The 25,104-nt window shown below is 35.0% G+C and carries 23 protein-coding genes; 12 read left to right on the plus strand and 11 right to left on the minus strand.

Translation table 11 applies throughout. The annotated features are described in order from the left end of the window. Window positions 1-41 precede the first annotated feature (41 nt). Together ABJF08_RS02860 and ABJF08_RS02865 are read right to left on the minus strand one after the other, a co-directional pair. Entirely contained in the window at window positions 42-848 is an 807-nt protein-coding gene (locus ABJF08_RS02860; RefSeq protein WP_348114530.1) for a tRNA pseudouridine(38-40) synthase TruA, read from the minus strand. Window positions 849-890: 42 nt separating this feature from the next. Beyond that, complete coding sequence (locus tag ABJF08_RS02865; RefSeq protein ID WP_348114531.1) at window positions 891-1,544, minus strand: HD domain-containing protein; 654 nt, start codon at window positions 1,542-1,544, stop codon at window positions 891-893. 137 nt (window positions 1,545-1,681) lie between these two features. Between ABJF08_RS02865 and ABJF08_RS02870 the strand changes: the two genes are divergently transcribed. From ABJF08_RS02870 to ABJF08_RS02895, 6 genes are read left to right on the plus strand one after another with little or no spacing between them, the layout of a single operon-like run. After that, the gene (locus ABJF08_RS02870) at window positions 1,682-2,188 is read left to right on the plus strand and encodes a transcriptional regulator (protein WP_348114532.1); all 507 of its coding nucleotides are present in this window, start codon (window positions 1,682-1,684) and stop codon (window positions 2,186-2,188) included. A gap of 56 nt (window positions 2,189-2,244) precedes the next feature. Next, a complete protein-coding gene (locus tag ABJF08_RS02875) occupies window positions 2,245-2,583 on the plus strand; it encodes a hypothetical protein (RefSeq protein ID WP_348114533.1) in 339 nt (112 codons plus the stop codon). Then, window positions 2,576-2,929, plus strand: coding sequence for a hypothetical protein (locus ABJF08_RS02880; protein WP_348114534.1), 354 nt, complete (start codon window positions 2,576-2,578; stop codon window positions 2,927-2,929). Before ABJF08_RS02875 ends, ABJF08_RS02880 begins: the two co-directional genes overlap by 8 nt. 11 nt (window positions 2,930-2,940) lie before the next feature. Continuing rightward, window positions 2,941-3,390 carry a hypothetical protein gene (locus ABJF08_RS02885; protein ID WP_348114535.1) on the plus strand — a complete coding sequence of 150 codons (450 nt, stop codon included), beginning with the start codon at window positions 2,941-2,943 and terminating at the stop codon, window positions 3,388-3,390. A gap of 11 nt (window positions 3,391-3,401) precedes the next feature. Beyond that, window positions 3,402-4,229, plus strand: a complete 828-nt coding sequence (locus tag ABJF08_RS02890; RefSeq protein ID WP_348114536.1) for a hypothetical protein — start codon at window positions 3,402-3,404, stop codon at window positions 4,227-4,229. Further along, window positions 4,226-5,119 carry a TIGR01777 family oxidoreductase gene (locus ABJF08_RS02895; RefSeq protein WP_348114537.1) on the plus strand — a complete coding sequence of 298 codons (894 nt, stop codon included), beginning with the start codon at window positions 4,226-4,228 and terminating at the stop codon, window positions 5,117-5,119. The genes ABJF08_RS02890 and ABJF08_RS02895 overlap by 4 nt, the downstream gene beginning before the upstream one ends. Here ABJF08_RS02895 and ABJF08_RS02900 read toward each other — a convergent pair. The 3 genes from ABJF08_RS02900 to ABJF08_RS02910 form a co-directional block, all read right to left on the minus strand. Continuing rightward, a complete protein-coding gene (locus tag ABJF08_RS02900) occupies window positions 5,108-5,494 on the minus strand; it encodes an RDD family protein (RefSeq protein ID WP_348114538.1) in 387 nt (128 codons plus the stop codon). The genes ABJF08_RS02895 and ABJF08_RS02900 overlap by 12 nt on opposite strands. A gap of 2 nt (window positions 5,495-5,496) precedes the next feature. Beyond that, a complete protein-coding gene (locus ABJF08_RS02905; protein WP_348114579.1) occupies window positions 5,497-7,086 on the minus strand; it encodes a M1 family metallopeptidase in 1,590 nt (529 codons plus the stop codon). 104 nt (window positions 7,087-7,190) lie between these two features. Continuing rightward, a complete protein-coding gene (locus tag ABJF08_RS02910) occupies window positions 7,191-8,195 on the minus strand; it encodes a glycoside hydrolase (protein WP_348114539.1) in 1,005 nt (334 codons plus the stop codon). A 373-nt stretch (window positions 8,196-8,568) separates the two neighbouring features. Between ABJF08_RS02910 and ABJF08_RS02915 the strand changes: the two genes are divergently transcribed. Both ABJF08_RS02915 and ABJF08_RS02920 read left to right on the plus strand, forming a co-directional pair. Next, entirely contained in the window at window positions 8,569-9,909 is a 1,341-nt protein-coding gene (locus ABJF08_RS02915; protein ID WP_348114540.1) for an FAD-dependent oxidoreductase, read from the plus strand. 30 nt (window positions 9,910-9,939) lie between these two features. Further along, complete coding sequence (locus tag ABJF08_RS02920) at window positions 9,940-11,568, plus strand: 4Fe-4S binding protein (RefSeq protein WP_348114541.1); 1,629 nt, start codon at window positions 9,940-9,942, stop codon at window positions 11,566-11,568. A gap of 157 nt (window positions 11,569-11,725) precedes the next feature. On the opposite strand, the gene ABJF08_RS02925 is transcribed toward ABJF08_RS02920, so the two are convergent. The 4 genes from ABJF08_RS02925 to ABJF08_RS02940 all read right to left on the minus strand — a co-directional run bounded on the left by ABJF08_RS02925 (window position 11,726) and on the right by ABJF08_RS02940 (window position 17,563). Next, complete coding sequence (locus tag ABJF08_RS02925; protein WP_348114542.1) at window positions 11,726-12,688, minus strand: YpdA family putative bacillithiol disulfide reductase; 963 nt, start codon at window positions 12,686-12,688, stop codon at window positions 11,726-11,728. A gap of 206 nt (window positions 12,689-12,894) precedes the next feature. Continuing rightward, on the minus strand, window positions 12,895-13,758 hold the full coding sequence (accD, locus tag ABJF08_RS02930) for an acetyl-CoA carboxylase, carboxyltransferase subunit beta (protein WP_348114543.1): 864 nt from the start codon (window positions 13,756-13,758) through the stop codon (window positions 12,895-12,897). A gap of 128 nt (window positions 13,759-13,886) precedes the next feature. Next, window positions 13,887-14,954: a class II fructose-bisphosphate aldolase gene (fbaA, locus tag ABJF08_RS02935; RefSeq protein ID WP_348114544.1), complete on the minus strand. Its 1,068-nt coding sequence runs from the start codon at window positions 14,952-14,954 to the stop codon at window positions 13,887-13,889. A 56-nt stretch (window positions 14,955-15,010) separates the two neighbouring features. Continuing rightward, window positions 15,011-17,563: a BamA/TamA family outer membrane protein gene (locus ABJF08_RS02940; protein WP_348114545.1), complete on the minus strand. Its 2,553-nt coding sequence runs from the start codon at window positions 17,561-17,563 to the stop codon at window positions 15,011-15,013. A gap of 28 nt (window positions 17,564-17,591) precedes the next feature. On the opposite strand from ABJF08_RS02940, the gene ABJF08_RS02945 reads away from it, so the two are divergent. Continuing rightward, the gene (locus ABJF08_RS02945; RefSeq protein WP_348114547.1) at window positions 17,592-18,320 is read left to right on the plus strand and encodes an RNA methyltransferase; all 729 of its coding nucleotides are present in this window, start codon (window positions 17,592-17,594) and stop codon (window positions 18,318-18,320) included. Here ABJF08_RS02945 and ABJF08_RS02950 read toward each other — a convergent pair. Both ABJF08_RS02950 and ubiE read right to left on the minus strand, forming a co-directional pair. Further along, entirely contained in the window at window positions 18,307-19,008 is a 702-nt protein-coding gene (locus ABJF08_RS02950) for a porin family protein (protein ID WP_348114548.1), read from the minus strand. The genes ABJF08_RS02945 and ABJF08_RS02950 overlap by 14 nt on opposite strands. Window positions 19,009-19,016: 8 nt before the next feature. After that, the gene (ubiE, locus tag ABJF08_RS02955; protein ID WP_348114549.1) at window positions 19,017-19,751 is read right to left on the minus strand and encodes a bifunctional demethylmenaquinone methyltransferase/2-methoxy-6-polyprenyl-1,4-benzoquinol methylase UbiE; all 735 of its coding nucleotides are present in this window, start codon (window positions 19,749-19,751) and stop codon (window positions 19,017-19,019) included. Between the two features lie 161 nt (window positions 19,752-19,912). On the opposite strand from ubiE, the gene trkA reads away from it, so the two are divergent. From trkA to ABJF08_RS02970, 3 genes are all read left to right on the plus strand, one after another. Next, window positions 19,913-21,262: a Trk system potassium transporter TrkA gene (gene trkA / locus ABJF08_RS02960; RefSeq protein WP_348114550.1), complete on the plus strand. Its 1,350-nt coding sequence runs from the start codon at window positions 19,913-19,915 to the stop codon at window positions 21,260-21,262. After that, a complete protein-coding gene (locus ABJF08_RS02965) occupies window positions 21,262-22,767 on the plus strand; it encodes a potassium transporter TrkG (RefSeq protein ID WP_348114551.1) in 1,506 nt (501 codons plus the stop codon). Before trkA ends, ABJF08_RS02965 begins: the two co-directional genes overlap by 1 nt. 308 nt (window positions 22,768-23,075) lie before the next feature. After that, a complete protein-coding gene (locus tag ABJF08_RS02970; RefSeq protein WP_348114552.1) occupies window positions 23,076-24,857 on the plus strand; it encodes a T9SS type A sorting domain-containing protein in 1,782 nt (593 codons plus the stop codon). Window positions 24,858-25,104 lie beyond the last annotated feature (247 nt).

Below are 25,104 nucleotides of genomic sequence, written 5' to 3' on the forward strand. Positions count from 1 at the left end.
TCACGAAAACATCACTTTAACACTTCTATAAGAATTAAGAATTACTTGAGCTCTGTTTTATAGAGCATTAAACCGCTGGGTGGTGCTATGTGAGATAAATGTATTTTTTTACTGCCGTCTAGTGTTTCCTTAAACTCATCTAGCGTGAGTTTGTACATACCTAGGTCAAATAGCATTCCTACCATTAAACGTACTTGATGGCGCTTAAAACCTTCTCCTTTTACTCTAAAAACGAAGCTCTCCTCTGGAAAGAAGTTTGCCGTAAAAAGCTCATTCTTTTCTATATAACAACTTTCTATAGTAGAAGTAGTAATAGTAGTCTCTGTCGGTTTATAGGTATAAGACCAGAAATCATGCGTGCCTTCAAAAAGACTAGCCGCTTGCATCATTATATCGATGTCTAGCGATTCTTTCATGTACACCATCATAGAAGCACAAAAGGGATGGAATTTTTCTCCATGAGAAAACAGATAGATGTACTCCTTAACTTTAGGAGCCTGTATCACATTAAAATGCTTATCCGTTTTTTGAACCGCTAGCGCTCTTATGTCACTGGGTAAATTCTGATTAAAATCTAATAGAAATTGCTGCATTTCTAGTTCTTCATCGGCATCTAGAAAAAGCTCTATCCACGCTTCATTAACAGACACCTTTGCATCTGTTCTTCCAGCAGCGAGAATTTTAAAATTAGAATGATCCAGAACATAGCGCAAGGTTCTAGTTACCATGTGCTCTACCGTAGGTATGTTGTTGGGTTGTTTCTGCCAGCCGTGAAATCTAAACCCCAGATACTGCATTTTTATCAGAAAAAACTGTCTTCTATGTTGTGCAAAAGGTCCTGGATTCATGTAATAGATTAAGAATGTAAAAGTACAAAGTTAAAAGACCATTTATAGTTCTCCATTCCACTCTGCATGAAATTGGTCTAAAAAGCCTTGCATGTAATCATGACGTTGTTGTGCTATTTGCTTACCAGAATCTGTATTCATTAAATCTTTTAAAAGAAGTAATTTTTCATAAAAATGGTTGATAGTAGGTGCCGTGCTTTTTTTATACTGTTCCTTAGTCATATTAAGATCTGGCGCAATATTAGGATCATAAATAGCTCTGTTTTTAAAACCTCCATAATTGAAAGTACGCGCTATTCCTATCGCTCCCAGTGCGTCCAGTCGGTCTGCATCTTGTACTATATCCAGTTCTTTACTAGTAAAATCTTTACTCTGGTGACCACCTTTATAAGATATGTATTTGATGATATTTTCCACATGGACTATTACCTCTTCTGGTAATTCTAGCGATGTAAGAAATTCTCTTGCGACGCGTGGCCCAACGGTTTCATCTCCATCGTGAAATTTTGAGTCGGCTATGTCGTGTAATAGAGTGCCTAATTCTACGACGCCTTTATCGCAATCTTGGTTTTTTGCAATGAGTTTTGCATTTTTCCACACACGTTCTATGTGGAACCAGTCATGTCCACCTTCGGCTCCTTGTAATTGTGTTTTTACAAATTGTACCGTACTATCTATAACTTGTTGTTGTGTCATGAGGTTGTTTTATCTCGCTTTCGCGAAAGCAAAATTAGAACAAACATCGTTACTCTTAAAAGCATAAGATGAATCTTATCATAAATTAAACTTTCAGAAAATATTGAAAGTTTAAAAAGTAGTTGTATATTTGGGGTATGAAATTAGAAGAAGGAAGATCAAAATTTATTCAGGCATGGGGTTCTTTAGGAAGCTCTTGGGGAATATCTAAGTCCATGGCTCAAATCCATGCGCTATTGCTTTCTTATCCTGAAGGATTAAGTGCAGACGAGATCATGGAAGAAGTACAGCTTTCTAGAGGTAACGTTAATACTAATGTGCGTGAGTTAATCAACTGGAGACTAGTGCGCAAAGAAACGGTTCTAGGAGAGCGCAAAGAGTTTTTTATAGCCTTGCACGATGTACATTCTATTGCTCAAAATATTATGGAAGAGCGCAAAAGAAGAGAGCTAGAACCAGTAAGACGTTTGCTTAACGAACTTAAAGCTGCAAAATTAGAAGGGAACAAAGAGGAAATTGAACATTTTCAAAATTTACTTTCTGATCTAGCTGATTTCGTAAGCCAGATGGAGAATTTAACCAACTTAATGACTAAAATTAATAACAATAACTACATGAAAAAGCTGATCAAAGCGATCTCCTAGCTTTTTTATTTGAATTAAACTTTCAGTTTTTATTGAAAGTTCTAAAACTATAAATTATGAAAAATATTATTTATTATAATCTTGGATTATTAGCAATTGCTCTGATACTTACCATTTGTTCTCCGATGCTTGGTTTACTATCCATGATTGCTTATGGACCACTACAGGTTTTAATGAGCTTTTTAATTATGTGTTATACAGAAAATACTCAGTCTAGGTTACATTCAGGTATTCATGTAATATTATCTGTTATAATTTTGATTTTATTCTATTCAAATATTAGTTCTGGTAATGAGTTAATTATTCAATCTTCTATAGTCGTTTCTATAGGTTTGTTCCTTTACTCATTTGTTGTTCATTATTTAAGTTACAAAAATGCCTTGACTCATGAATAATCTCATCGCATACATCACCTATTTAATAGTGGTAGTGACGGCTATTCTTTATGTAGGTCACTTATGTTATAAATACGGTCACGTTTATGTAGCACAAATTATCCCAGAAGATCCACAACTTACACACCAGGTGAACAAAATCTTACTAGCAGGTTATTACTTGTTAAATATAGGATATGGTATTTATGCTATTTCTATTTGGGATAGGCTGCATAATCTAGCAGATGTGATAGAATCTGTCATGACGCACCTGGCTTACATCACTCTTATACTAGCAGCAATGCATTATTTCAATATGCTAGTTATTAATATCATTTTAAAACAAAAATCTAAAACTAATATTTAAAATTAATACTTATGGAAACTTCAAAAATTGTAATCGGCTATTTTATTTATCTACCTATCATTTTAACCTTAACGTTTTTTGTGTCACGTACCTTATTTAAGAATGGAAAAATATTTATGCTCGATATTTTTCATGGCCGTGAGGATATTGCAAACTCTACTAATAAACTTTTTGAAGTAGGTTTTTACTTGCTCAATATCGGTTTTGGATTATGGATGTTAAAAATAAGTAGCAGTGGTTTTAATGAAACCTATCAAAACCTAATCGAGATATTAAGTACAAAAATAGGTGGCTTCTCTATCTATCTAGGTGTGATGTTATTTTTTAATATGATGTTGTTTTTCAGAGGTAGAAAGAGAAGTAAGGTTTCAAGACAACAGTCTGTAATAAGAGATAGAATGTTTGAGCAACAGCAAACAAAACAACCTTATAATCAACCAAGACCTACACAAGGTTCATAACAACCCACATCATGATTAAAAATCATAAATTACTTATCGATAAAAACTGTCCTATGTGTGTGGTGTACGGTAGTACATTTACTAAACTAGACATGGTAGACAGCAATACCATAACTCCTTACCAGTTAGTAAGTGAGGAGTTTACAACTACCATAGATATGCATCGTGCTCAAAATGAAATCGCTCTACACGATACCGTAACAGGTGAAACGATTTATGGTCTAGATTCTATGATACATATTTTTTCTCAAGGAAAAAGCTGGATAAGTAAACCATTGCACTTTCCCCTTATTTATGCGCCATTAAAACAGCTCTATAAATTTATTACTTATAATAGAAAAGTCATAGTAGGAGGCAAGAGAACACCGGTAAATGAGAGAACCTGCGAGCCAGATGTTAACTATTTTTATCGCACACTTTTTATATTCTTTACGGCTGTTTTTACAGGCCTAGTTCTTAATAATTATACCTATCACATTACTGATTATTTTGGTTTTCAGACACCTTGGTATGTAGAATATATGATTTGCTTCGGTCAGGTAGTATGGCAAGGTGTGATGATTACTCTATGGTCACGCAAGAACAGTTGGGATTATCTAGGTAACATGAGTGCCGTATCTGCACTAGGTGGGATTTTATTATTGCCCATTCTATTATTACAGCAATTTATAGAATTGCACCCATACCTTTATATAGGTTATTTCATGCTCGTTGTAGGAGTTATGTTATTGGAACATATAAGAAGATGTAGAAACATGCATTTAGGATGGATACCTACTGTATCTTGGCTCACTTTCAGAAACGTCGTTTTAGGAATTATAATACTTTTATTCTCATGAAAAAAATAGTCATCGCTGGTGGGACTGGCTTTTTAGGAATCGCTCTCAAGAATTATCTTGAGGCACAAGGAATTGTTGTAGTTACGCTTTCGCGAAAGCGAGATCCAAAAACAATTTACTGGAATGGTAAAGATCTAGGCGAGTGGACCGAGCATCTAGAAGGTGCAACGGCGCTCATTAATCTAGCAGGAAAATCGGTGGACTGTCGTTATACCGATAAAAATAAAGCGGCGATTTTAAGTTCTCGTATAGACAGTACACGCGTGCTAAATCTCGCGATGGAACAAGCGGTAAATAAGCCACAAGTATTTATAAATTCTAGTACAGCGACCATTTATGTACATTCTGAAACGACTATAAATACAGAAGAGACTGGTGTGATAGGAGATGATTTCTCGATGAATATTGCAAAATCATGGGAGAAAGAATTCTACTCAACTACCATAGAAAATGTGCGTAAAATAGCCATACGCAGTTCTATAGTGATGGGCAAAGATGGTGGTGCTTTTCCAAAATTAAAAACCATCACTAGATTAGGAATGGGTGGCAAACAAGGAAATGGAAACCAATTTATAAGTTGGATTCATATTAATGATTTTTGTAAAGCAATCGACTTTTTAATCTCATCTCAATTATCAGGATCTGTAAATGTCACTGCACCACAGCCTAGACCAAATAAAGAATTCATGGGTATTTTAAGGAAAGAGTTGTTTGTTCCTTTAGGTATATCACAATCTAAATGGCTCGTAGAATTAGGCAGCGCGATTATAGGATCAGAATCTGAATTGTTAATGAAAAGTAGGTATGTGTATCCGCAACGATTGTTAGATACTGGTTTTAAATTTGAGTATGAAACTGTAGAGGATTGTGTGGAGGAGTTACTGTCTTAGAACTATTGATTTTACTATGGAATCATGAATAGCCTGTTTCTTTGCACTGCTGCTTATGGTTAATAGAGAGATCCAACCTAGAGAATATTTTAGAAAGGTTCTTATAATAACTAGAAAAAAGTTGACAGCTGTTCCTTGATCGTTATCCTTTTCTACTTTAATGTTTATATACTGCTGTCCTATGGTTCCTTTAAAAAAGGAAATACATATAGGTTCATACAAAAAGAAGAAGGATATAAATAATAGCATTCTTAGTGACGTAGGTACGTTTTCAAAATTAGAAAGTAATTCTGAGGTAATAAACATAGTGACTATGAGTAATATTTGATCAATTGTAAAGGCTTTAATTCTATCGGAGAGGCTGGCATATTTCATAATTAGCTCAATTTACCCCTTTTCTTATACTTCACATAAAAATCTTCTATAACTTCAAATTCTGATTTCTTAGAAGGTAACTTCATTTTTTGAATTTTTGAAGAAGGAGTGATCCATGTTTTTTCTCCATCGATTAATACTTGAATAGGCATTTCAAAACCTTCTACTACATCTATCCAGCGGTAGTGCAGGTTTCTTTTTTTGATAGAATATTCTAACTTAGGAATGCGAGTATCGCGCAAGTATTGATTAAAAATAGGTTTTAAATCCATTTCCATTTGATCAGAAATATAATTTTCTATTTGTGCGGTGGTTACTGTTTTATGATAGAATTCAAAATTAAGACCACGCAAGATCTGTCTCCATTTTTCGTCATCATTAGTAATCTGTCTCAGAGTGTGTAAAAAGTTGGCGCCTTTGTAATACATGTCTCCAGACCCTTCATTATTAACATCATATTTACCTATCAAAGGTTTGTCATTCATCACCTTGCGACGTGTGCCTATTACATAAGCGGCGCTGGCCTCTTTACCATAATAATAGTCGACAAAGAGATTTTCTGAATACGAGGTAAAGCTTTCATGAATCCACATGTCTGCTATATCCTTGTTTGTAATATTGTTTGCAAACCATTCATGACCAGATTCATGTATGATGATGAAGTCAAATTTCATTCCCCAGCCACTACCAGAAAGGTCACTGCCTAGATAGCCATTTACATATCTGTTGCCATAAGTTACAGAGCTTTGATGTTCCATACCTAGATAAGGCACTTCTACTAGTTTATAGCTGTCTTCATAAAATGGGTAGGGCCCGAACCAGTGTTCAAAAGCTTTCATCATTTTAGGTGCGTCCTTAAATTGTTTTTTGGCTTTCTCCAGATTATCACGTAAAACATAATAATTCATATCCAGTGGACCAGCCTCTCCTTGATATACTTCAGAAAAGTTTACATAATCACCTATGTTGATATTTACACCATAATTATTGATAGGATTTCTTACTTCCCATGTGTAGGTAGAACTGCCGTCTGGTTTTAATTCCGTATTAGTTAAACGTCCATTAGATACATTCATCAATCCTGCTGGAGCGTTTACAGAGATAGTCATACCGTCTACTTCTTGATACATGTGGTCTTTACATGGCCACCATACGCTAGCACCTAGACCTTGATTAGAAGTAGCAATAAAATCTTTTCCGTTGCTATCTTTTCGCCAAGAAAAACCACCATCCCATGGCGCATTTCTAGCCTCACGTGGATGACCTTCAAAGTCTATTTTTATTTGATTCTTAGAACCAGTAGTTTGATTTTCTTGTAAGGTGATAAAATGAGCATTCCCTTCATGTTTTACTTCTAGTTCTTTACCATTTTGTGTCGCCATAGTAATATGCATAGGCTCTTGCAAGTCTATTTGCATAACCTGATAAGGTTTTAGCACTTCATAAGTAATGGTATTAGAACCGTAAATAGATTTATCTTCTGGTAGTACGGTTACATCTAGGTTATAATAAGTAATATCCCACCAGGCACGTTCTGGAGTTATAGAGCCACGTAAAGAATCTTGTCTTGTAAATTGATCTTTGTCCTGCATTAATTGAGCTGTACTCAAAGAACTGGCACTAAACAGAATAAATAGAAATACTATAAATGGATACTTATTGAAACTCATAAAAAGATGTTGTGAGGTGCTGACTATTAATACTGTTTACTGTAAGCGGCATGCACAGTTTTTTGTGCTTTTTTATCTTGTGTAGTGAATCTTTTTGCAAGACTACGTCTGCCTTTTACAGGATGATGCTTCCATAAGAAGCCACCAGCCATCCAGTCTTCATGCCATACATTATTATATAGACCTTCTAACAGTATATGTTGTGCTTCTTGATTTACAGCTTTGTCTTCACCAGCATTTGCCCATGGCTCTTTACCTGCGTAATCGGCACTTATATAACCGTATTCAGTAAAAAGAATTTGTTTGTTGTATGTATCTGAGATATCTTTAAGTTCTTTTTTCCATTTTTTCCAACTGTTAGTTATGGTATTGTGATCAGGTGTTTTTTCTTCACTCATCGGGAAATAAGCATCTACTCCTATATAATCTAATTGATCCCAAAAAGAAACATATTTATAACTGTCCCAATTACCGGCATAAGTAAGTTTTCCCTTGTAGATTTTACGTATGTTTTTTATGAGTTTTTGCCAGTAAGCTGGACGGGCTTTTACAAAAGAATCTAATTCTGTACCTATACAAAACATTTCTATATTTTCTTGAGCTGCAACCTGTGCAAATCTCATGATATATGCTGTGTAACTATCTTCTAGAATCTTCCATTCGGCCTCAGTCTTTAAATTAATGTGACCTGTGTACTGTCCGCGACTTATCCATAATTGAGGTTTTAAAAGAACCTTTAAATCTTGGTCTTTCATGTGCTTAGACGTTACAGAGACTCCATGCGATTTTTCACCCCACCAGCCTTCTCTTTCATTGAAAACAACCTCAGGTTCTTCCAGACTTCTCATCCAGGCATATGGGATTACCGCAGCATAATTGGCATGATATTTTTTTAATGGTGTTATAGAAGATTCTTTAACGGTATCTCTGGTTGCGACAAATGATATACCGTTAATTTTTGTTGTGCTAGTGTTTTGAGATAGACAGGAAAACGTGCTGATCAATAGAAATAGGGGCAAATAAAATTTCATAATATAAGTATTGAGTAACTACCGTAAAAAAATTAATATATAGTTGTAGCTACAATAATCTTCTTTTTTTTGATAAAAACAATTTAATTAATACAATTTTAGCTTTGATTGGAATAACTATGAAATATCAATTTTCTTGCCAGCTTGTTTTTATAGTAGATAGTATAATTTTTATCTCGCTTTCGCGAAAGCGGAATATTTAAAAACTTCCTTGTTATTAAAATGTGATATGTATTACGGATTATTGTGTAAATTAGAAACGTCAATATTTTCTTAATAAAATGTTTAGGGAATAATATACTATACGAAGTGTGGTATGTAAATATTTCTAATCTTAAGAAATTAGTTGATTTGTCATTTTAATAATCAAGCCATGGAACATATAGTAATAATAGGAAACGGTGTCGCAGGAGTCACAGTAGCAAGGCATATCAGGAAAAATTCTGATAAGCGCATCACAATCATTTCTGGAGAGACAGATTACTTTTTTTCTCGTACAGCATTGATGTATGTCTACATGGGGCATATGAAATTTGAGCATACACAACCGTATGAGAGTTGGTTTTGGAAAAAGAACCGTATCGAGTTAAAAAATGCCTGGGTAGAAAGTGTTTCAGGTGCAAATAAAAGCATACAATTTACTGACGGTCAGACTATGAGTTTTGATAAGCTGATAATAGCTACCGGTAGTATTCCTAATAAATTTGGCTGGCCAGGTCAGGATTTAGACGGCGTGCAAGGTATGTATCACAAGCAAGATTTAGAAAAATTAGAAAAAAATGCGCCTGACAACAAAGCTTGTAAACGTGCTGTAATAGTAGGTGGTGGTTTAATAGGGATAGAGATGGCAGAGATGCTTCACTCACGTCATATACCAGTTACATTTTTAGTAAGAGAAAGCAGTTTCTGGAATGGTGTTTTACCAGCTGGAGAAAGCGCACTAGTGAATGAAGAAATTCTTGCAAACGGTATTGATTTAAGATTAGAACAAAATCTAGAGGAAATTATAGACGACGGAAACGGGAAGTGTAAAGCGATAAAAATCCAAGAGACAGGTGAGATTATTGAGTGCGATGTAGTTGGTCTAACGGCTGGTGTGTCTCCTAATGTAAATTTCTTAAAAAATTCTGATATAGAATTAGGCCGTGGTGTCATGGTTAATAGATTACTAGAAACTAGTGTTAAAGATGTTTATGCGATAGGTGATTGTGCAGAGCAACGTGAGGGCATAGGTAGACGTAGACCTATTGAGGCCGTATGGTATACAGGTCGTATGATGGGTGAGGCGTTAGCACAGACTATTTGTGGGAATGCGACAGAATATAATCCTGGACACTGGTTCAATAGTGCTAAGTTTATGGACGTCGAGTATCAGACTTATGGATGGGTAAGCGGTTCTAGAAAGCCCGATTTTGAAGATCAGTTTCACTGGAGACATCCGGTAGAAAATATTTGTGTTACGGTAGCATACCATAAAGATACCGACGAGTTTTTAGGTATCAACACCTTTGGTATAAGAATGCGTCACGAGATATTTGATCGCTGGTTAACTGAAAATCGTAAGGTAGATGATGTAATGACTTATTTAAAGGATGCTAATTTTGATCCTGAATTTTATTCTAAGCATGAAGATGCGATCATCTCGCATTACAATCAAGAAAGAGGAAAACATATTAAACCGGTTAAAAAAAGCTGGAAACGCATTTTTGCTTAATTAAACACAATCACAAATAATCAAAGCTTTATGAAAGCAATACACCATATAGGATTAGTCATCTTTTTAATAGGACTAACCATTTTTACAGGATCTATTTTTGCAGGTTCTTTTGATCTTCAAAAAGAGCAGCTTAATTCATTTCTAGAGTCTAAAGGAATAGCAAATGAGTTTATAATTAAAGAATTAAATGAAGACGTGGTCTCTAAAGGACCTATGGGAATTTTTGAATTCTCTAGCAGCGTACGCGGTGCATTAGAAAAAAATAATGTTCATTATGATGCACTTATTGCAAAATATGATGCTGCAAAGGACTGGGATAATAAAGGAAAACAGTATCAGTATAGAATAAACGAGAAAGATTTCCGTGCGATGAGTTTTTCTCTAGCTAAGAAGTCTGCAATAGGCTTTGTGGTGGAGAATAAAGGCCTGATGTGGTTCCTTACTTTTGGGTTAGGTATTATAGGTGCACTTATGTTTATAGCACCACAATTACAGTTATTGGGTAGAAAAGGTATTAAGAATAATGGTATTTATCACAGTGCTGCTACTAGCCGTGGATGGATAGCGTGGCTGGTACTTGTGTATCTAGTGACGTTTTATATTGCACTCTACTTCATGGCAGACTATGTGGTGAACTGGACGTTTATAGTAGATCCTATAAGTTTATTTTTAAGTGGTAATGAGGCAAGCCAGTGGTTTGTTTACGGTTTTCTTTACTGTGTTCTTATGTCTGTAATGGCCGTGAGAATGTATATTAAATACCGTCATAATAAGTATCAAGTATTAAGAACAACATCTGTATTGTTTTTCCAGATTGTACTTGCATTCTTAATACCAGAAATTATGACCAGCTTACAAATGCCAGCTTATGATTTTAAAAATGCCTTTCCACTAGATTATGATTTTTTCTTCTCTTGGAATCTAGATAGTTTATTAGATAGTGGTGCGATAGGTCTGTTTATATTAGTTTGGGGTATCGTTCTAACAATAATTATTGTACCGATTATGGTTTACTTCTTTGGTAAAAGATGGTACTGTAGTTGGGTATGTGGATGTGGTGGTCTTGCAGAGACTTTAGGAGATCCATACCGTCAGAATTCTAGTAAGAAATTAATATCATGGAAACTAGAACGCTGGTTAATTCACTCTGTTCTGGTATTCTCTCTGGTAATGACTATAGTAACGCTTTATGCTTATTTTACAGGAGCTAACTCTTTACTAGGTATTCCAGCAAACTGGATTAAAGACGCTTATAGTGTACTGATAGGAGCATGGTTTGCAGGAGTTATCGGTACCGGTTTCTATCCTATTTTTGGTAACCGTGTATGGTGTCGTTTTGGTTGTCCACTTGCCGCTTATTTAGGACTTGTTCAACGTTTTAAATCTCGTTTTAGAATTACTACTAACGGTGGTCAGTGTATCTCTTGTGGTAACTGTTCTACCTATTGTGAGCAAGGTATCGATGTAAGAGCTTATGCTCAAAAGGGAGAAAATATAGTAAGAGCTAGTTGTGTAGGTTGTGGTATTTGTAGTGCGGTATGTCCTCGTGGTGTGTTAAAACTAGAAAATGGTCCAGAAACTGGTCGTATCAACCCTACTGAAGTATTACTAGGTAACGATGTTGATTTAATGGACCTACTTAATAAAGGAAAATAATAGTTAGTTGTGAGTTTCGCTTTCGCGAAAGCGGAACACACATCCTTTTTCAAATAAAGAAAAAGACTATAATAAATTTGCTTTCAATTTAAAACACCTTATCCAGCCGTGATGGTTAGATAAGGTGTTTTTGCTTTTAATAATAATAGGAATGTTGTTATGGGGCGATAGTGTTTATGATTTGAGAAGCATGCACGCGACTATTTTCTATAAACCATTTATGTGTTTCTAGACCACCGCAAATTACACCTGCTAGATAAAGCCCTTTTACATTAGTCTCCATAGTTGCATCGTCATAGGTAGGAATTTGTTTTTCTCCGACTAGTTCTACTCCTATAGATTTTAAAAAACTGAAATCAGGTCGGTAACCAGTGAGTGCTACGACAAAATTATTGTCTATTTTAATGATTTTACCAGCATGATTAATAACAATACTGTCTTCTAGTATTTCTTTAACCTCACTATTGTAATAAGCCTTTATAGAGCCTTCTTTAATACGGTTTTCTATATCAGGCTTTACCCAATACTTAACGCGATCTCCTATAGATTCTCCACGAATAATCATAGAAACGTGACCTCCTTTTCTGTAGATCTCTAGAGCAGCATCTACAGCGCTATTACTCGCTCCTATGACAGCCACATTTTGAAATGCATATAAGTGTGGGTCGTTATAATAATGAGTCAGTTTAGGAAGTTCTTCTCCTTTTACATTCATTTTATTAGGTAGATCATAAAACCCTGTAGAGACGATAATGTTCTTTGCGTGATAAGAACATGTGTCTGTTGTTACTTTAAAGTTTTTAATTTGATCTACAGAAATTACTTTTTCAAACAATTTGATGTTTAAATCGTTAGATACAGCAATGCGTCGGTAGTATTCTAGAGCTTCTTGTTTACTAGGTTTAGGATCTTTGGAGATAAAAGGAATGTTATCCAGTTCTAGTTTTTCACTTGTAGAAAAGAACTGCATGTTTGCAGGATAATTATATAGTGAGTTTACTAGAGGTCCTTTTTCTATAACTAGATAAGAAAGATTTTTCTTCTTTGCCTCTAGTGCACAATTGATACCTATAGGCCCAGCACCTATGATGATGACGTCAAATAACTTTCCATTTTTCATAAGCTTCAAAGTTAATTGTACTGTTCAATAATGCTCTTAAGAAAAGATTAATGATTGTTAATTATTGTGTTTTAATAGGGTAGATAAAATAACATCGATGGTAAATGTAGGAATCGACTTAGAGATTTTACTTTTAACGCATAAAAAAATCGTCTTGAGAAAGTATTAGATTCTCAAGACGATTTCTTTTTAAATAAGATGCGGTATTATGCGCTTATCTCTACTTTTCTATTTAGTATTAAATTAAGGTAAAGATTTACTTTATCCTTTAATTCGTGTCTAGGACATATAAAATCTAAGAAACCTTTTTCAAGTAAAAACTCTGCAGTTTGAAAACCTTCTGGTAATTCTTTTCCAGTAGTATCTCTTACTACACGTGGTCCAGCAAAAGCAATTAAAGCTCCAGGTTCTCCTATGTTTATATCTCCTAACATCGCAAATGATGCTGTTGTACCACCAGTAGTTGGGTCTGTACATAAAGATACATAAGGAATACCAGCGTCACTTAATTGAGCAAGCTTTGCACTAGTTTTTGCAAGTTGCATTAATGATAATGCAGCCTCCATCATACGAGCACCACCAGACTTAGAGATGATCATGAATGGAATGTTGTTTTTAAGAGAATAGTCTGCTGCACGAGCGATTTTTTCTCCTACCACACTACCCATAGAACCACCGATAAAAGCAAAATCCATACAGGCTACAACTAGATCGTTTCCTTTTGATTTACCTACTGCTGTACGTACAGCATCTTTAAGACCTGTTTTCTTTTGAGCTGCTTCTACACGGTCTGTGTATTTTTTAGTATCCTCAAATTTTAATGGATCTTTTGAAGTGATATTAGGGTTCAATTCTTTGAACTCATTATTATCAAATAAAATTTCAAAGTATTCATTACTTCCTATTCTTACGTGATATCCATCTTCTGGACTAACGTAAAAATTATTTTTAAGTTGATCTGTATCTACTACTTTACCTGTAGGTGATTTATACCATAAACCTTTAGGAGTATCCTTCTTTGCCTCTGTAGGTGTTGTAATACCTTTTTTATCTCTTTTAAACCAAGCCATATTCTAGTTATATGTTAAGTGTCTAAGTAATGATTTTTATAACTCTGACCACTTATTATTTTTAAATGTTTCTACCTTAAGAAATCATGAATACACATGATGTTATAAGGACTGAAGAAACAATTTTATTATAATGTATTGATATTATTTAAATCTTCAAAAGCTTGTTTTAATCTAGCTTTAAAAGACTCTTCTCCATGACGCAACCATTTACGTGGGTCATAATATTTTTTGTTAGGTACGTCTGCTCCAGTAGGGTTTCCTATTTGAGAAAGTAAGAAATCGTTGTTAGCATCCATGTATTTCTTTACACCATCAGAAAATGCCCATTGAAGATCTGTGTCAATGTTCATTTTTACAACACCGTAACCTATCGCTTCTCTTATTTCTTCTAGAGTAGAACCAGACCCACCATGGAATACAAAATCGATGTGATTATGCTCAACGTTATACTTCTTAGAGATAAATTCTTGAGAATTCTTAAGAATTTTAGGAGTAAGTTTTACATTACCTGGCTTATATACACCATGAACGTTACCAAATGCAGCAGCGATAGTAAATTTATCACTTACCTTCATAAGTTCTTCATAAGCATATGCTACTTCTTCTGGTTGTGTGTATAATTTAGACTCATCTACATCACTGTTATCTACACCATCTTCTTCACCACCAGTAATACCTAATTCTATTTCTAGAGTCATGTCCATTTTAGACATTCTTTCTAGATATCTTTTACATATTTCTATGTTTTCTTCTAGAGGTTCTTCACTCAGGTCTATCATGTGTGATGAGTATAAACTTTTTCCGCTTTCGCGAAAGCGTGCCTCACTAGCATCTAATAAACCATCTATCCAAGGAAGTAATTTCTTTGCACAATGATCGGTATGAAGAATAACACTTGCGCCATATGCCTCAGCTAGTCTGTGAACATGCTCTGCACCAGCAATACCACCTAAAATAGCAGCTCTATGGTTATCATTATTTAATCCCTTTCCAGCATTAAATACACAACCTCCATTAGAGAACTGAATAATTACTGGAGAGTTTAAGTCTGCAGCAGTTTCCATTACAGAGTTTACTGTGTTAGATCCTACAACATTAACAGCAGGAAGTGCATATCCATTTGCTTTTGCATGATTAAAAATATCTTGAACTTGGTCGCCAGTGGCAACACCTGGTTTTATATTGTGACTCATAATTTTTATTCTTGGAGTAGCAAAAATAAGCAAAAATAAACGCCTATTTTCAGATTCTAGAATGGATAATTAATACCCACGTTAAGTACGGATTTTGAAATTTTAAATTCTTTAAACCATCTTCTATCTTCTTCTAGTGCAGGGTTATACGTTTTAAAGCCCATATCAAACCTTAATACAAAGAAACCGAAGTCGTATCGCAATCCAGCACCTGTACCTAGTGCAAGGTATTCTAAATCGCTAATGTTATTAAAAATGGCGTCAGGGTCTTCTTCACTATCGAGTACATTGTAAATGTTACCTATATCTGCAAATACGGCTCCTTTAAAGGCTCCAGAAATAGGGAATCGATACTCTGCATTGAGGGCTATTTTCATATTAGCCTCGTTAAAATCATTTAATCCACCTGTTTTACCTGGTCCCAGTTCATAGGCTTGCCATGCTCTATTATCATTAGGTCCACCAGCAAAGAAAGATCTTATGAACGGTATGTTATCAGAGTTTCCATATGGAATAGCAATACCACCGAATGCTCTTATCGCAAATACATGGTTGTTTACATATTGCCAGTGTTTTATATAATCGATTTCTGTTTTAACGTACTGACTGTATTCCACACCAAAAACTCGTCTTCTGTCGTTTTCATTTTTTTCTATTCCTGCCAGACTAGAAATGCCGGAAAGTACATTACCTGCACCTTCTATTCTAAAGTTAAATCTAGAGAAGTCGTCATCATAAATTCCTTCTCTATTATTACGAGTCCAACTGTAACTGGTAGATATGATCAGGTTATTTTGCGATAATCTGTCTCTACGTTCTCGTACGTTTCTTATTTGTTCTCTCTGCTCATCACTTACAGATAAGCTTCCATTTAAAGAGTTGTTAATAAATGCGGTTGTGCCATCTGGTATGGTGAGATTTCCAGAGTCGTTTACATATATAGGATCGGTAAGGTTTAAGCTGTTAGCTATGTCATTGATACTGCTGTAACTACTTTGATAGACATTAAAAAAATTACCAGGGTCTAGATTTCGCACATATTGAGCATTGATTAAATCAAACCTGGTGCTTTTTATTTCAGTCTGTCGCCAGTTATAGGTAAGCGCTCCATTTAAACTCTGTTTATCTAGTCCTATATTCGTCTGACTAAAGTAACCCAAAGAAAAATCTGTAGATGGTGACATGTATTTAGGTATCAAGTTATCTATATCAAATGGTAAAAATAATCTAGGGAAACTTAGCTTAGCATCGGCTCCTAATTCTTGTAAATCAAAAAATCTAGTATCACCATTTGCGGCATTTGTACTAGCTCCGATATTACCCCTAAAAGAAATGTCTAGGAGTTCACTGCCTCTAAATAAATTTCTAATTAAAAGAGATGTGTTAAGACCGACACCTATAGCTTGTATATTACTATGTGTAGCTTCTACCCCATAAGTGAATTCAAACTTTTTCTTTGATGTAAGTAGAATATTTGCAATAAGGTCGGTTCCTGTAGAGTCTCTAGGGTCCTCAACATATCTTATTGTAGGGTATTGAAAACTTTGTAGTTCTGTGATTCTTCTATAAGTTCTGTCCCTATCTATATCCTTATAAAGATCACCTTTATGAATAAATATAGCGTCTGTTAGAGTAGACTTCTTGTATTTGCGCTTTCCAAAACGTAGGATGTTATAGTCTAGATAGCTTAGTGTATCTGCCTTTCTATTGTTTAACGCATCTTGATAATCAGGTATAATATTTACTTCACTTATTTTATGCACTTTGTACGGCACACTTATCGTGGAGTCTGCATCTTGTATCTCTCTGTCTTTGATGATAAGAGTGATGTTTGCTTTATTGTTAGTGTTAACAGTATCACCTTCAAATCTTATATTATCCTTTTCCATATAAAAGACTCCGTTATTACGGAAATAAGTATTCAGTCGGTCCTTTTCTGCATTTATATCTGGTGTGTAATACTGCTCTCCTTTTTTAAGAATGTTTTCAGAATCTACTAGTTGATATAAAGAATCAATTACTGGTGTTGCGATTTGAGTATGGAGACTATCGATTAGATATGGGGTGTGCCTATTTACATAATATTCAATACGAGCCTTTTTATCATCTTTAGAATCTATGATCTTATGATCTACCTCTGTATTGAACCATCCTTGATTCCAGTACCAGGCTCTTAATCTTTCTTTTGATTTCTCAATAGCTGTTTTATCAATTAAACTAGGGGCTTCTCCAGTTCTTTTAAGCCAATTATTAAAATCAACAAGACTTTGACCTAATTCCATAGTCTGCTTTTCTGAAAGAATAGCATTACGTCTTTTTAAACCCTTAGGATTATCCTGCATCCATTTTAAGTAGATAGAATCTCTGTGAGGTCGTGCTAGGTTATAAATATGGAGTCTTAATGGATAATTAAGAAGTTTTTGATTAGGCTGTAATGTAGGTAGAGTAAGTACTCTTGGATCTTTAGGTGACAGGCTATCAACTAGAATCGTGTTTTTGGTAAGCAGTTGCTTACCGTCAGGAACGCGTTTAATTGCATTGCAAGAAACCAATAAAATAATAAGCAATATAAATAAGCCTATTTTTGCATGAAGTCCCGATTTTCCCATAGTACAATATTCAAAAATACGATTATAAATGATTACCAAAAGTAAGTTAAAGCTTATCAAATCTCTCAGCAGAAAAAAAACTCGAGAAGAGCATCAGCTTTTTATTGTTGAAGGATACAAATCTATAAGAGAACTAGTTAATTCTGGTCTTATTGTAGAAGATATTCTCATAACTTCAGGAAATAATCATTTAGATGGATTAGATCCGGTAGTTATTAGTGAAAAAGACATGAATTCTATCTCTAGTTTAAAGACTCCACCAGGTTATCTGGCCGTTTTTAAAATGAATAAGAAGTTAGAATTGCCACAAATAGGTAAGGTAATAGCGCTAGATGATATTAAGGATCCAGGTAATTTAGGGACTATTATTAGACTAGCAGACTGGTTTGGAATTTCAGATATCGTGTGCAGTAAAGAAACAGTAGATGTTTATAACTCTAAATGTGTGCAGGCGAGCATGGCTTCTCTAGCTAGAGTACAAGTTCATTATACAGATTTGCATGACTATTTAAAACAGTCTTTGCTTCCTATATTTCCTACGGCCATGAATGGGAAAAACATTTACTCTAGTGCACTACCAGAAGAAGGAATTATCGTTATGGGTAATGAGTCTGCTGGTGTAAGTGATGCTATTCTTAAAATAGGAAACTCTATCAGTATACCACAATATGGAGAAGTTCAAGAAACTGAAAGTCTTAATGTAGCTATGGCAACATCTCTTATACTAGGCGAGTGGTTGCGTACTACTGGAATGTAAAGTTGATAAAAATACCTCTAGTCTGCATGCTATCTATGTTTCCTGTCCACGGACTGTTAGGATCTGCGTCGCGTACTAGTTCATCTCCCATAGCAAAAACACCTCTTATCGATGGTGAGAACTTGAAGTAATATAAGTATAGGTCAAATCCTATACCTAGTTCATAATTAAAAACACTAGACGTCTGTCTAAACTGTCCAGAACTGTTGTCATCTGGATTATCAGAATTACTTGATAAGTTATTAGACCATGACGCACCAGCAACGACAAAGGGTTTCCAGTTATTTAATCTCTTAGTAGAGAACTTTACTAATAATGGTACATGTATATAAGTAGAAGTAACCTCACGTTCCATTTGCGCAGCAGTAGTAAGCGATGCGTCTGGAAAAGTTAAGTTTCTAGTAGCAAACACGATACCTGGTTCTAGTCTTAAGTTAATATATTCATTAATACGCATGTCACCTATAAGACCTACATTAAAACCGGCACTAGATTCTGTGACGATCTCTTCAGTAATCTCGTTATAATCAAATTTATAATCATAAGAGTTAAAACCTAAATAGTAACCCCAAGTAAGAAATTGCTTGTCAAAGTTTTCTAGGTTCTTGATTTTTTCTTTTGAAAATAATTGAGCACTAGCGGTCTGAAAACCTAGTGCTAAAATAATGATGACTATAACCTGTCTCATATTATGTATTATGCTTTTACTGCTTTATAAATGGTAGATGCACCATGAAATTGTAACTCGTTTTCTACCTCTTTAAACCCTACTTTCTTTAAAATATTGTTGAAACGCTCTCCATAAGGAAATTTAGAAGCGCTTTCTGATAAATATCCATAAGCGATTTTATCCTTAGAGAACAATTTACCTAAGGTAGGTACCACAATACCAGAATAGAAATAATAACCTTGCTTAAAAGGGAACTTTGTAGGCACACTAGTCTCCAGCACCACTAGAATCCCACCAGGTTTTAAAACTCTTAGTATTTCACCCAGCCCTTTTTCCAGATCTTCAAAATTACGTACACCATAAGAAACGGTAACGGCATCTATAGAATTATCTTCAAACTGTAGGTTTTCAGAATCTCCTAAAACCATTTCTATACGGCTGTCTAGATTTTCTTCTTTTACCTTAACCTTTCCTACTTCTAGCATACCGCTAGAAATATCGAGACCTATTAATCTTTTGGCATCTGTTTGTTGCGCCATTTTAATGACTAGGTCACCAGTACCAGTAGCGATGTCCATAATCACTTGTGGTTTATGAGCGGCGATCATTTTAACAACGTTATCTCTCCATTTTTGATCTAGACCCAAGGATATCATTCTATTCAGTCCATCATATTCACCACTAATGGTGTCAAACATTTTGGTAACCTGTTCTTTTTTTCCAGAATCTTCTCCGTTATATGGCTTTACTTCTTCAGACACGAGCTTTAATTTAGATAGCAAAGATAATGCAGCGCGTTGAGGTTATTGCTATTCCGCTTTCGCGAAAGCGAGATAAACATCCATAAAACCGTTAAAAATCAAGCTTTTTTTAAATTATAGATCACATAACAGTATCTTTGGGACACTACAGAAACGATTGTATGAAAATCATTATTGCAGGAGCTGGTGAGGTAGGTTTTCACCTAGCTAAGCTTTTATCTTACGAGTCACAGAATATTACACTAATAGATCCAGAACAGGATAATTTACATTATGCTGATACACACCTAGATATTAGGGTGGTACGTGGCGATTCTACTTCTATAAAAATTCTTCAAGATTCTAGAGTAGAAGAGGCAGATCTGGTAATAGCTGTTACTAGTAGTGAGACGACTAATATTACTATCTGTGTACTGGCAAAACAATTAGGTGCAAAACGTACCGTGGCGCGTATTACAAATACAGAGTTTTTAGAGCATCAGGATGCTATAGGTTTTTCTGGTTTTGGTATTGATGAGTTGATATCTCCAGAAGCGCTAGCGAGTAAAGAGATAGAGTTATTGCTCAATCAAAGTGCTTTTAATGATAGTTATGAATTTGAGGACGGCGCTCTTACTATGGTAGGTGTTAACCTGCAACGTACGGCGCAATTTGTAGGTAAAACGGTGCAGCAGGCTGGAGAGATTTTTCCAGAGATTCATTTCATGCCGATTGCTATACAAAGATTTGGTACCCAATATACGTTAATACCTCGTGGGGATACACAGTTTAAAGAAGGCGATCAAGTGTATTTTATAACCACAGCAGGTGGTGTAGAAGAGCTTTATAAATTAACCGGTAAGACTAAACATGCCATGCGCAATGTGATGATTTTAGGCGGTAGTAATATAGGTAAGCAAACTGCTCTACAACTCTCTAAAGCAGGTATAAACGTTAAGTTAATAGAGAATGATGCAAAAAAAGCATTTGACCTAGCAGATGCTCTGCCTGAGGTTCTTGTTTTAAACGGTGACGGACGTAACGTAGAGTTGCTCCAAGAAGAAAACATTCATGAAATGGATGCGTTTATAGCCGTGACAGGAAATAGTGAGACTAATATTATCTCTTGTCTTATGGCAAAGAGTAAAAGTGTGAAGAAAACTATATCTCTAGTAGAGAACATGGATTACTTTCAGTTATCTCACAGTATAGGAATAGATACACTGATTAATAAAAAGTTACTTGCAGCCAATAATATTTTTAGATACGTACGTAAAGGTGAGGTAGTTGCAATGACTAAGCTCAATAACATGAATGCAGAGCTACTAGAATTTATCGTACAACCAGAAAGTGCTGTCTGTGGTAAAACTATAGCCAATGCTGGCGTACCTAGAAGTGCTATTATAGGTGGTGTAATAAGACAGGGAATAGGTAATATAGTTTTAGGTAGCTTTAAGATAGAAGCTGGTGATAGAGTGGTGGTTTGCTGTTTACCACGTTCTATTACTAAGGTAGAAAAACTGTTTTTATAATGACTAGAATTACTAAACTTAATTATAAAATTATAGTCTTTATCATGGGACTACTACTGGTTTTTAACGGTGGTTTCATGTCTGTGTCTGCCCTGGTAAGTGCTATTTATAGAGAGAGTGAAGGGTTTGATATCCTTGCAGCATCTGGTGTGGCAGTTTCTATAGGTGCTGTCCTGATGTATTTAACTCGCAATCATGTAAAAGAATTGCGTAAAAAAGAAGGATATTTAATTGTAACATTAGGTTGGTTGATTATGGCTTTTGCCGGCACGATGCCTTATATGTTCACAGGTTCCATACCTAATTATACCGACGCATTTTTTGAAACCATGAGTGGTTTTACAACAACTGGTGCAAGTGTGGTAAATGACATAGAGATATTACCTAAAGGAATTTTATTCTGGCGCAGTATGACACACTGGATAGGCGGTATGGGAATTATCGTTCTAGCAGTAGCCATATTGCCATTATTAGGAATAGGTGGTATGCAACTATTTGCTGCCGAAGCTCCTGGACCTAGCGCAGATAAATTACACCCACGTATAACAGATACCGCAAAAAGACTATGGCTTATATATGTAGGTTTTACGGCTATAGAAACCGTACTTCTTAAAATAGCTGGTATGGGCTGGTTCGATGCTATTAACCATGCATTGAGTACGCTGTCTACAGGTGGCTTTTCTACAAAAAATGCGAGTACAGCTTACTGGAATGATAATCCAGCTATACAGTGGATTATTATAGTTTTCATGTTTATAGCCGGAGCTAACTTTGTACTAAGTTACTTTGCTTTTAAAGGTAAATTCAACAAGGTGTGGAGAGATACTGAGTTTAAATGGTATTCCGGTTTTGTAGTTGGTTTTTCTGTTTTAGGAGGTACATTAATCTATTTATATGCAGACCCTTCCATATCTTCTATAGACCATCCTATGGTTTTGGGTGAGATGGAGAGTGCTTTTAGACACAGTACGTTTCAGGTTCTTGCAGTAATGACCACGACAGGATTTGTCACAGCAGACTATACTTTGTGGACTCCATTTCTTACCATTATGTTTTTTGGTTTATTCTTTTTAGGTGGTAGTGCAGGATCTACGTCTGGTGGTGTTAAAGTAGTGCGACACATTATATTAATACGTAACGGTATTATGGAATTTAAAAGAACATTACACCCTAATGCGATACTGCCAGTACGATATAATGGTAGAGCATTACAAAGTGGTATTGTTTTTAATGTATTAGGATTCTTTATTCTTTATATGCTATCCTTTATAGTAGGTGCTATTGTACTTGCTGCTTTAGGATTAGACTTTGATACTGCCATAGGTGGTGCGTTAAGTACACTAGGTAATGTAGGTCCAGCTTTTGGTGACCTGTCTCCAGTAGATAATTTTGCAGGACTGCCACAATTAGGTAAATGGTGGTGTAGTTTCTTAATGTTAATAGGTAGGCTAGAATTGTTTACGGTCTTGATATTGTTGACGCCTTTCTTCTGGAGGAATAGGTAGAAACTGAAATAATGATATAAAAAAAAGGTTGATTAGAATTACCTATTTATCCCATAATGAATAATCATGTCTCTTACTTCGAATTCTTTTAATTGACTGATTTTAAATAAACAAACACATATAATTTAAAAAATATTTCTACATTAGAAGTTGGTTTACAAATGTGATTTTAGTGACGTAAGTATATTAAACTCATGTGTTGAAGATGGTAAATATTCTGTGAACGGATGTTATTCATCATCGATGCCAGTTGTAAACTGTCACTAGCGACTGATATACTTGCGCCAGCAGACGTTTAATTCATAATTATGAAAAAGCAGTACAAGTTTTTAATTATTATAGTTCTTTTCGCTTTCGCGAAAGTTACTCATGCTCAAAACTATCAATGGGATTGGGCAAATCATGGTGGTGGAACTATGTCTCATTCTTCTCAGTCAAATAGCTATAATGATTATGAAAGAGTTCTTGATATAGCAATCGATACAAATAATAATTATTATTATTTAATGACTTTTGCTAACGGAAATCCTGATTATAATGGTAATTCATTATTATTTAATGACATATATGATATATACTTATTATCAACAACTTGCGATGGAACTTTTAGATGGGATAAGGAAATAGGAAGTTCTTCAGTAGATTTTGGATATAGTTTAAATGTAGATTCTAGTAATAACGTTTATGTAACAGGTCAGTTGAGAGGTTTAACAAGTGGTGTAGACCCATATTGGGATACAGATTTTAATCTCAATTCGACTTTAGGTAGAAATGATGTAGGACCACACAATAGAACATCATATTTGGTAAAGTATAATCAAGCTGGGAACTTTCAATGGATTAAATTCCCAGATAATGGTATGTTAACTGGTAATGAAGTCTTACCAGGTTTTCTTTCTAGGCAAGCAGTAGTAGAACCTAACGGAACATCACATTGGTTAGTCAGTATTGGGCCTGGCACTCATGTAGATGGAAATGTCACAGTTCCTAATACCGTAGATCGAGAATGGAAAATAATACGTTATGATACTAATGGGACTTATGTAGGCCATACAGATATCGATTACACAGGGGACTTTAATGATTTTAATTTTAATTTTGCATATGACCCTTTACTCAATCGGTATTATTTTTCTAATATAAAAACTAGCTCTTCATCTGATTTGATTTACCGCGGCAATACATTAGCTGGTAATGCTTTTATAGTTGCGATTGATGGTGTAACTGGAAATGATGTATGGATACATGATGCCAGTAATGCATTAGGTATGGAGATTCACGATATTAAAGTGGATGATAGTTCTAACGTTTATTTTACTGGTCGTTCTCAAACATCAAATGGTGTTACTTCCATGTTTGCTGGATATTCTTTTACACAACAATCCAATGGTGGTGGGGCACAAGGAACCTTTGCAATTGCCTTAGATGCTACTGGTAATTTATTATGGGGTTCAAATAGTGACACTTTTTCAAGAGGTGCATTAGCGTTATCAGTAAACGCTACTGAAGTTGCCGTTGCTACAAACATGGATGCTACAGATACGTGGGATGGCATTACTTCTCAATATGGAGTTAATTTAGGCGAGGATCCAGCGGTTGTTAGATTAAATAAAGCTACAGGGACAGCAATATCTATAAATCAAATTGAAGGAACAGCAGGTCAAAGAGATGAGCTTACCGCTATAGCTACTGATAACTTTGGTAACTATGTAGTAGGTGGTTATATGAGAAACTCGCTGTTTCTCAATAACCCTAACGTTCCTACGATTACTAAAAATGGTGGTGATGCAGACTTTTTTATAGCTAGACTGGCCAAAACAGATTGTAATGGAGTGCTACTAAGTAATGAAGATGTAGAAAAATCTATAACTAGCATTTCTCCTAATCCTGCAACAGACTTTGTACAAATAAATAGTGAGCAAGAATTTAGCTCTTTCTCTATTTACAACGTTTCTGGTCAACAAGTCTTGGCAAAAAAATTAAACACAAATCAAAGACTGGATATCTCTTCTCTATCAAATGGAATGTATTTCTTGAAACTTGAGAACGATGGTCAAGAAATAGAGACCTTGAAATTGGTTAAAAAATAGATTATTGTTTCGCTTTCGCGTAAGCGGTAAAATCATTAATCTCTCACACTTTCTGAGCTCTTTACGGCGCGATTATCCAGAGTGACCAGTGCTAGTTTGCAACTGGTACAGAATATGAATAAAAAAAATTTACAACTATTAAACTCTTTTTAAGGATAAACTTTTCTGCCGTTGTAAATCTCTTGCTCATAATCTTACAGTGAGAGTTTACATTAAATTTTCACTTTAATTGAATAGATAGGGGACA

The sequence above is a fragment of the Nonlabens sp. genome (assembly GCF_039941875.1).
Classification (GTDB): domain Bacteria; phylum Bacteroidota; class Bacteroidia; order Flavobacteriales; family Flavobacteriaceae; genus Nonlabens.

Excerpts from the sequence above, each read along its gene's own strand:
- ABJF08_RS02950 (WP_348114548.1), bottom strand. The coding sequence starts at position 19,008 with ATGAGACAGGTTATAGTCATCATTATTTTAGCACTAGGTTTTCAGACC.
- ABJF08_RS02870 (WP_348114532.1), top strand. The coding sequence starts at position 1,682 with ATGAAATTAGAAGAAGGAAGATCAAAATTTATTCAGGCATGGGGTTCT.
- accD (WP_348114543.1), bottom strand. The coding sequence starts at position 13,758 with ATGGCTTGGTTTAAAAGAGATAAAAAAGGTATTACAACACCTACAGAG.
- ABJF08_RS02910 (WP_348114539.1), bottom strand. The coding sequence starts at position 8,195 with ATGAAATTTTATTTGCCCCTATTTCTATTGATCAGCACGTTTTCCTGT.
- trkA (WP_348114550.1), top strand. The coding sequence starts at position 19,913 with ATGAAAATCATTATTGCAGGAGCTGGTGAGGTAGGTTTTCACCTAGCT.
- ABJF08_RS02880 (WP_348114534.1), top strand. The coding sequence starts at position 2,576 with ATGAATAATCTCATCGCATACATCACCTATTTAATAGTGGTAGTGACG.
- ABJF08_RS02970 (WP_348114552.1), top strand. The coding sequence starts at position 23,076 with ATGAAAAAGCAGTACAAGTTTTTAATTATTATAGTTCTTTTCGCTTTC.
- ABJF08_RS02915 (WP_348114540.1), top strand. The coding sequence starts at position 8,569 with ATGGAACATATAGTAATAATAGGAAACGGTGTCGCAGGAGTCACAGTA.
- ABJF08_RS02865 (WP_348114531.1), bottom strand. The coding sequence starts at position 1,544 with ATGACACAACAACAAGTTATAGATAGTACGGTACAATTTGTAAAAACA.
- ABJF08_RS02885 (WP_348114535.1), top strand. The coding sequence starts at position 2,941 with ATGGAAACTTCAAAAATTGTAATCGGCTATTTTATTTATCTACCTATC.
- ABJF08_RS02925 (WP_348114542.1), bottom strand. The coding sequence starts at position 12,688 with ATGAAAAATGGAAAGTTATTTGACGTCATCATCATAGGTGCTGGGCCT.
- ABJF08_RS02890 (WP_348114536.1), top strand. The coding sequence starts at position 3,402 with ATGATTAAAAATCATAAATTACTTATCGATAAAAACTGTCCTATGTGT.
- ABJF08_RS02940 (WP_348114545.1), bottom strand. The coding sequence starts at position 17,563 with ATGGGAAAATCGGGACTTCATGCAAAAATAGGCTTATTTATATTGCTT.
- ABJF08_RS02945 (WP_348114547.1), top strand. The coding sequence starts at position 17,592 with ATGATTACCAAAAGTAAGTTAAAGCTTATCAAATCTCTCAGCAGAAAA.
- fbaA (WP_348114544.1), bottom strand. The coding sequence starts at position 14,954 with ATGAGTCACAATATAAAACCAGGTGTTGCCACTGGCGACCAAGTTCAA.
- ABJF08_RS02895 (WP_348114537.1), top strand. The coding sequence starts at position 4,226 with ATGAAAAAAATAGTCATCGCTGGTGGGACTGGCTTTTTAGGAATCGCT.
- ABJF08_RS02875 (WP_348114533.1), top strand. The coding sequence starts at position 2,245 with ATGAAAAATATTATTTATTATAATCTTGGATTATTAGCAATTGCTCTG.
- ABJF08_RS02900 (WP_348114538.1), bottom strand. The coding sequence starts at position 5,494 with ATGAAATATGCCAGCCTCTCCGATAGAATTAAAGCCTTTACAATTGAT.
- ABJF08_RS02905 (WP_348114579.1), bottom strand. The coding sequence starts at position 7,086 with ATGCAGGACAAAGATCAATTTACAAGACAAGATTCTTTACGTGGCTCT.
- ABJF08_RS02920 (WP_348114541.1), top strand. The coding sequence starts at position 9,940 with ATGAAAGCAATACACCATATAGGATTAGTCATCTTTTTAATAGGACTA.
- ABJF08_RS02860 (WP_348114530.1), bottom strand. The coding sequence starts at position 848 with ATGAATCCAGGACCTTTTGCACAACATAGAAGACAGTTTTTTCTGATA.
- ABJF08_RS02965 (WP_348114551.1), top strand. The coding sequence starts at position 21,262 with ATGACTAGAATTACTAAACTTAATTATAAAATTATAGTCTTTATCATG.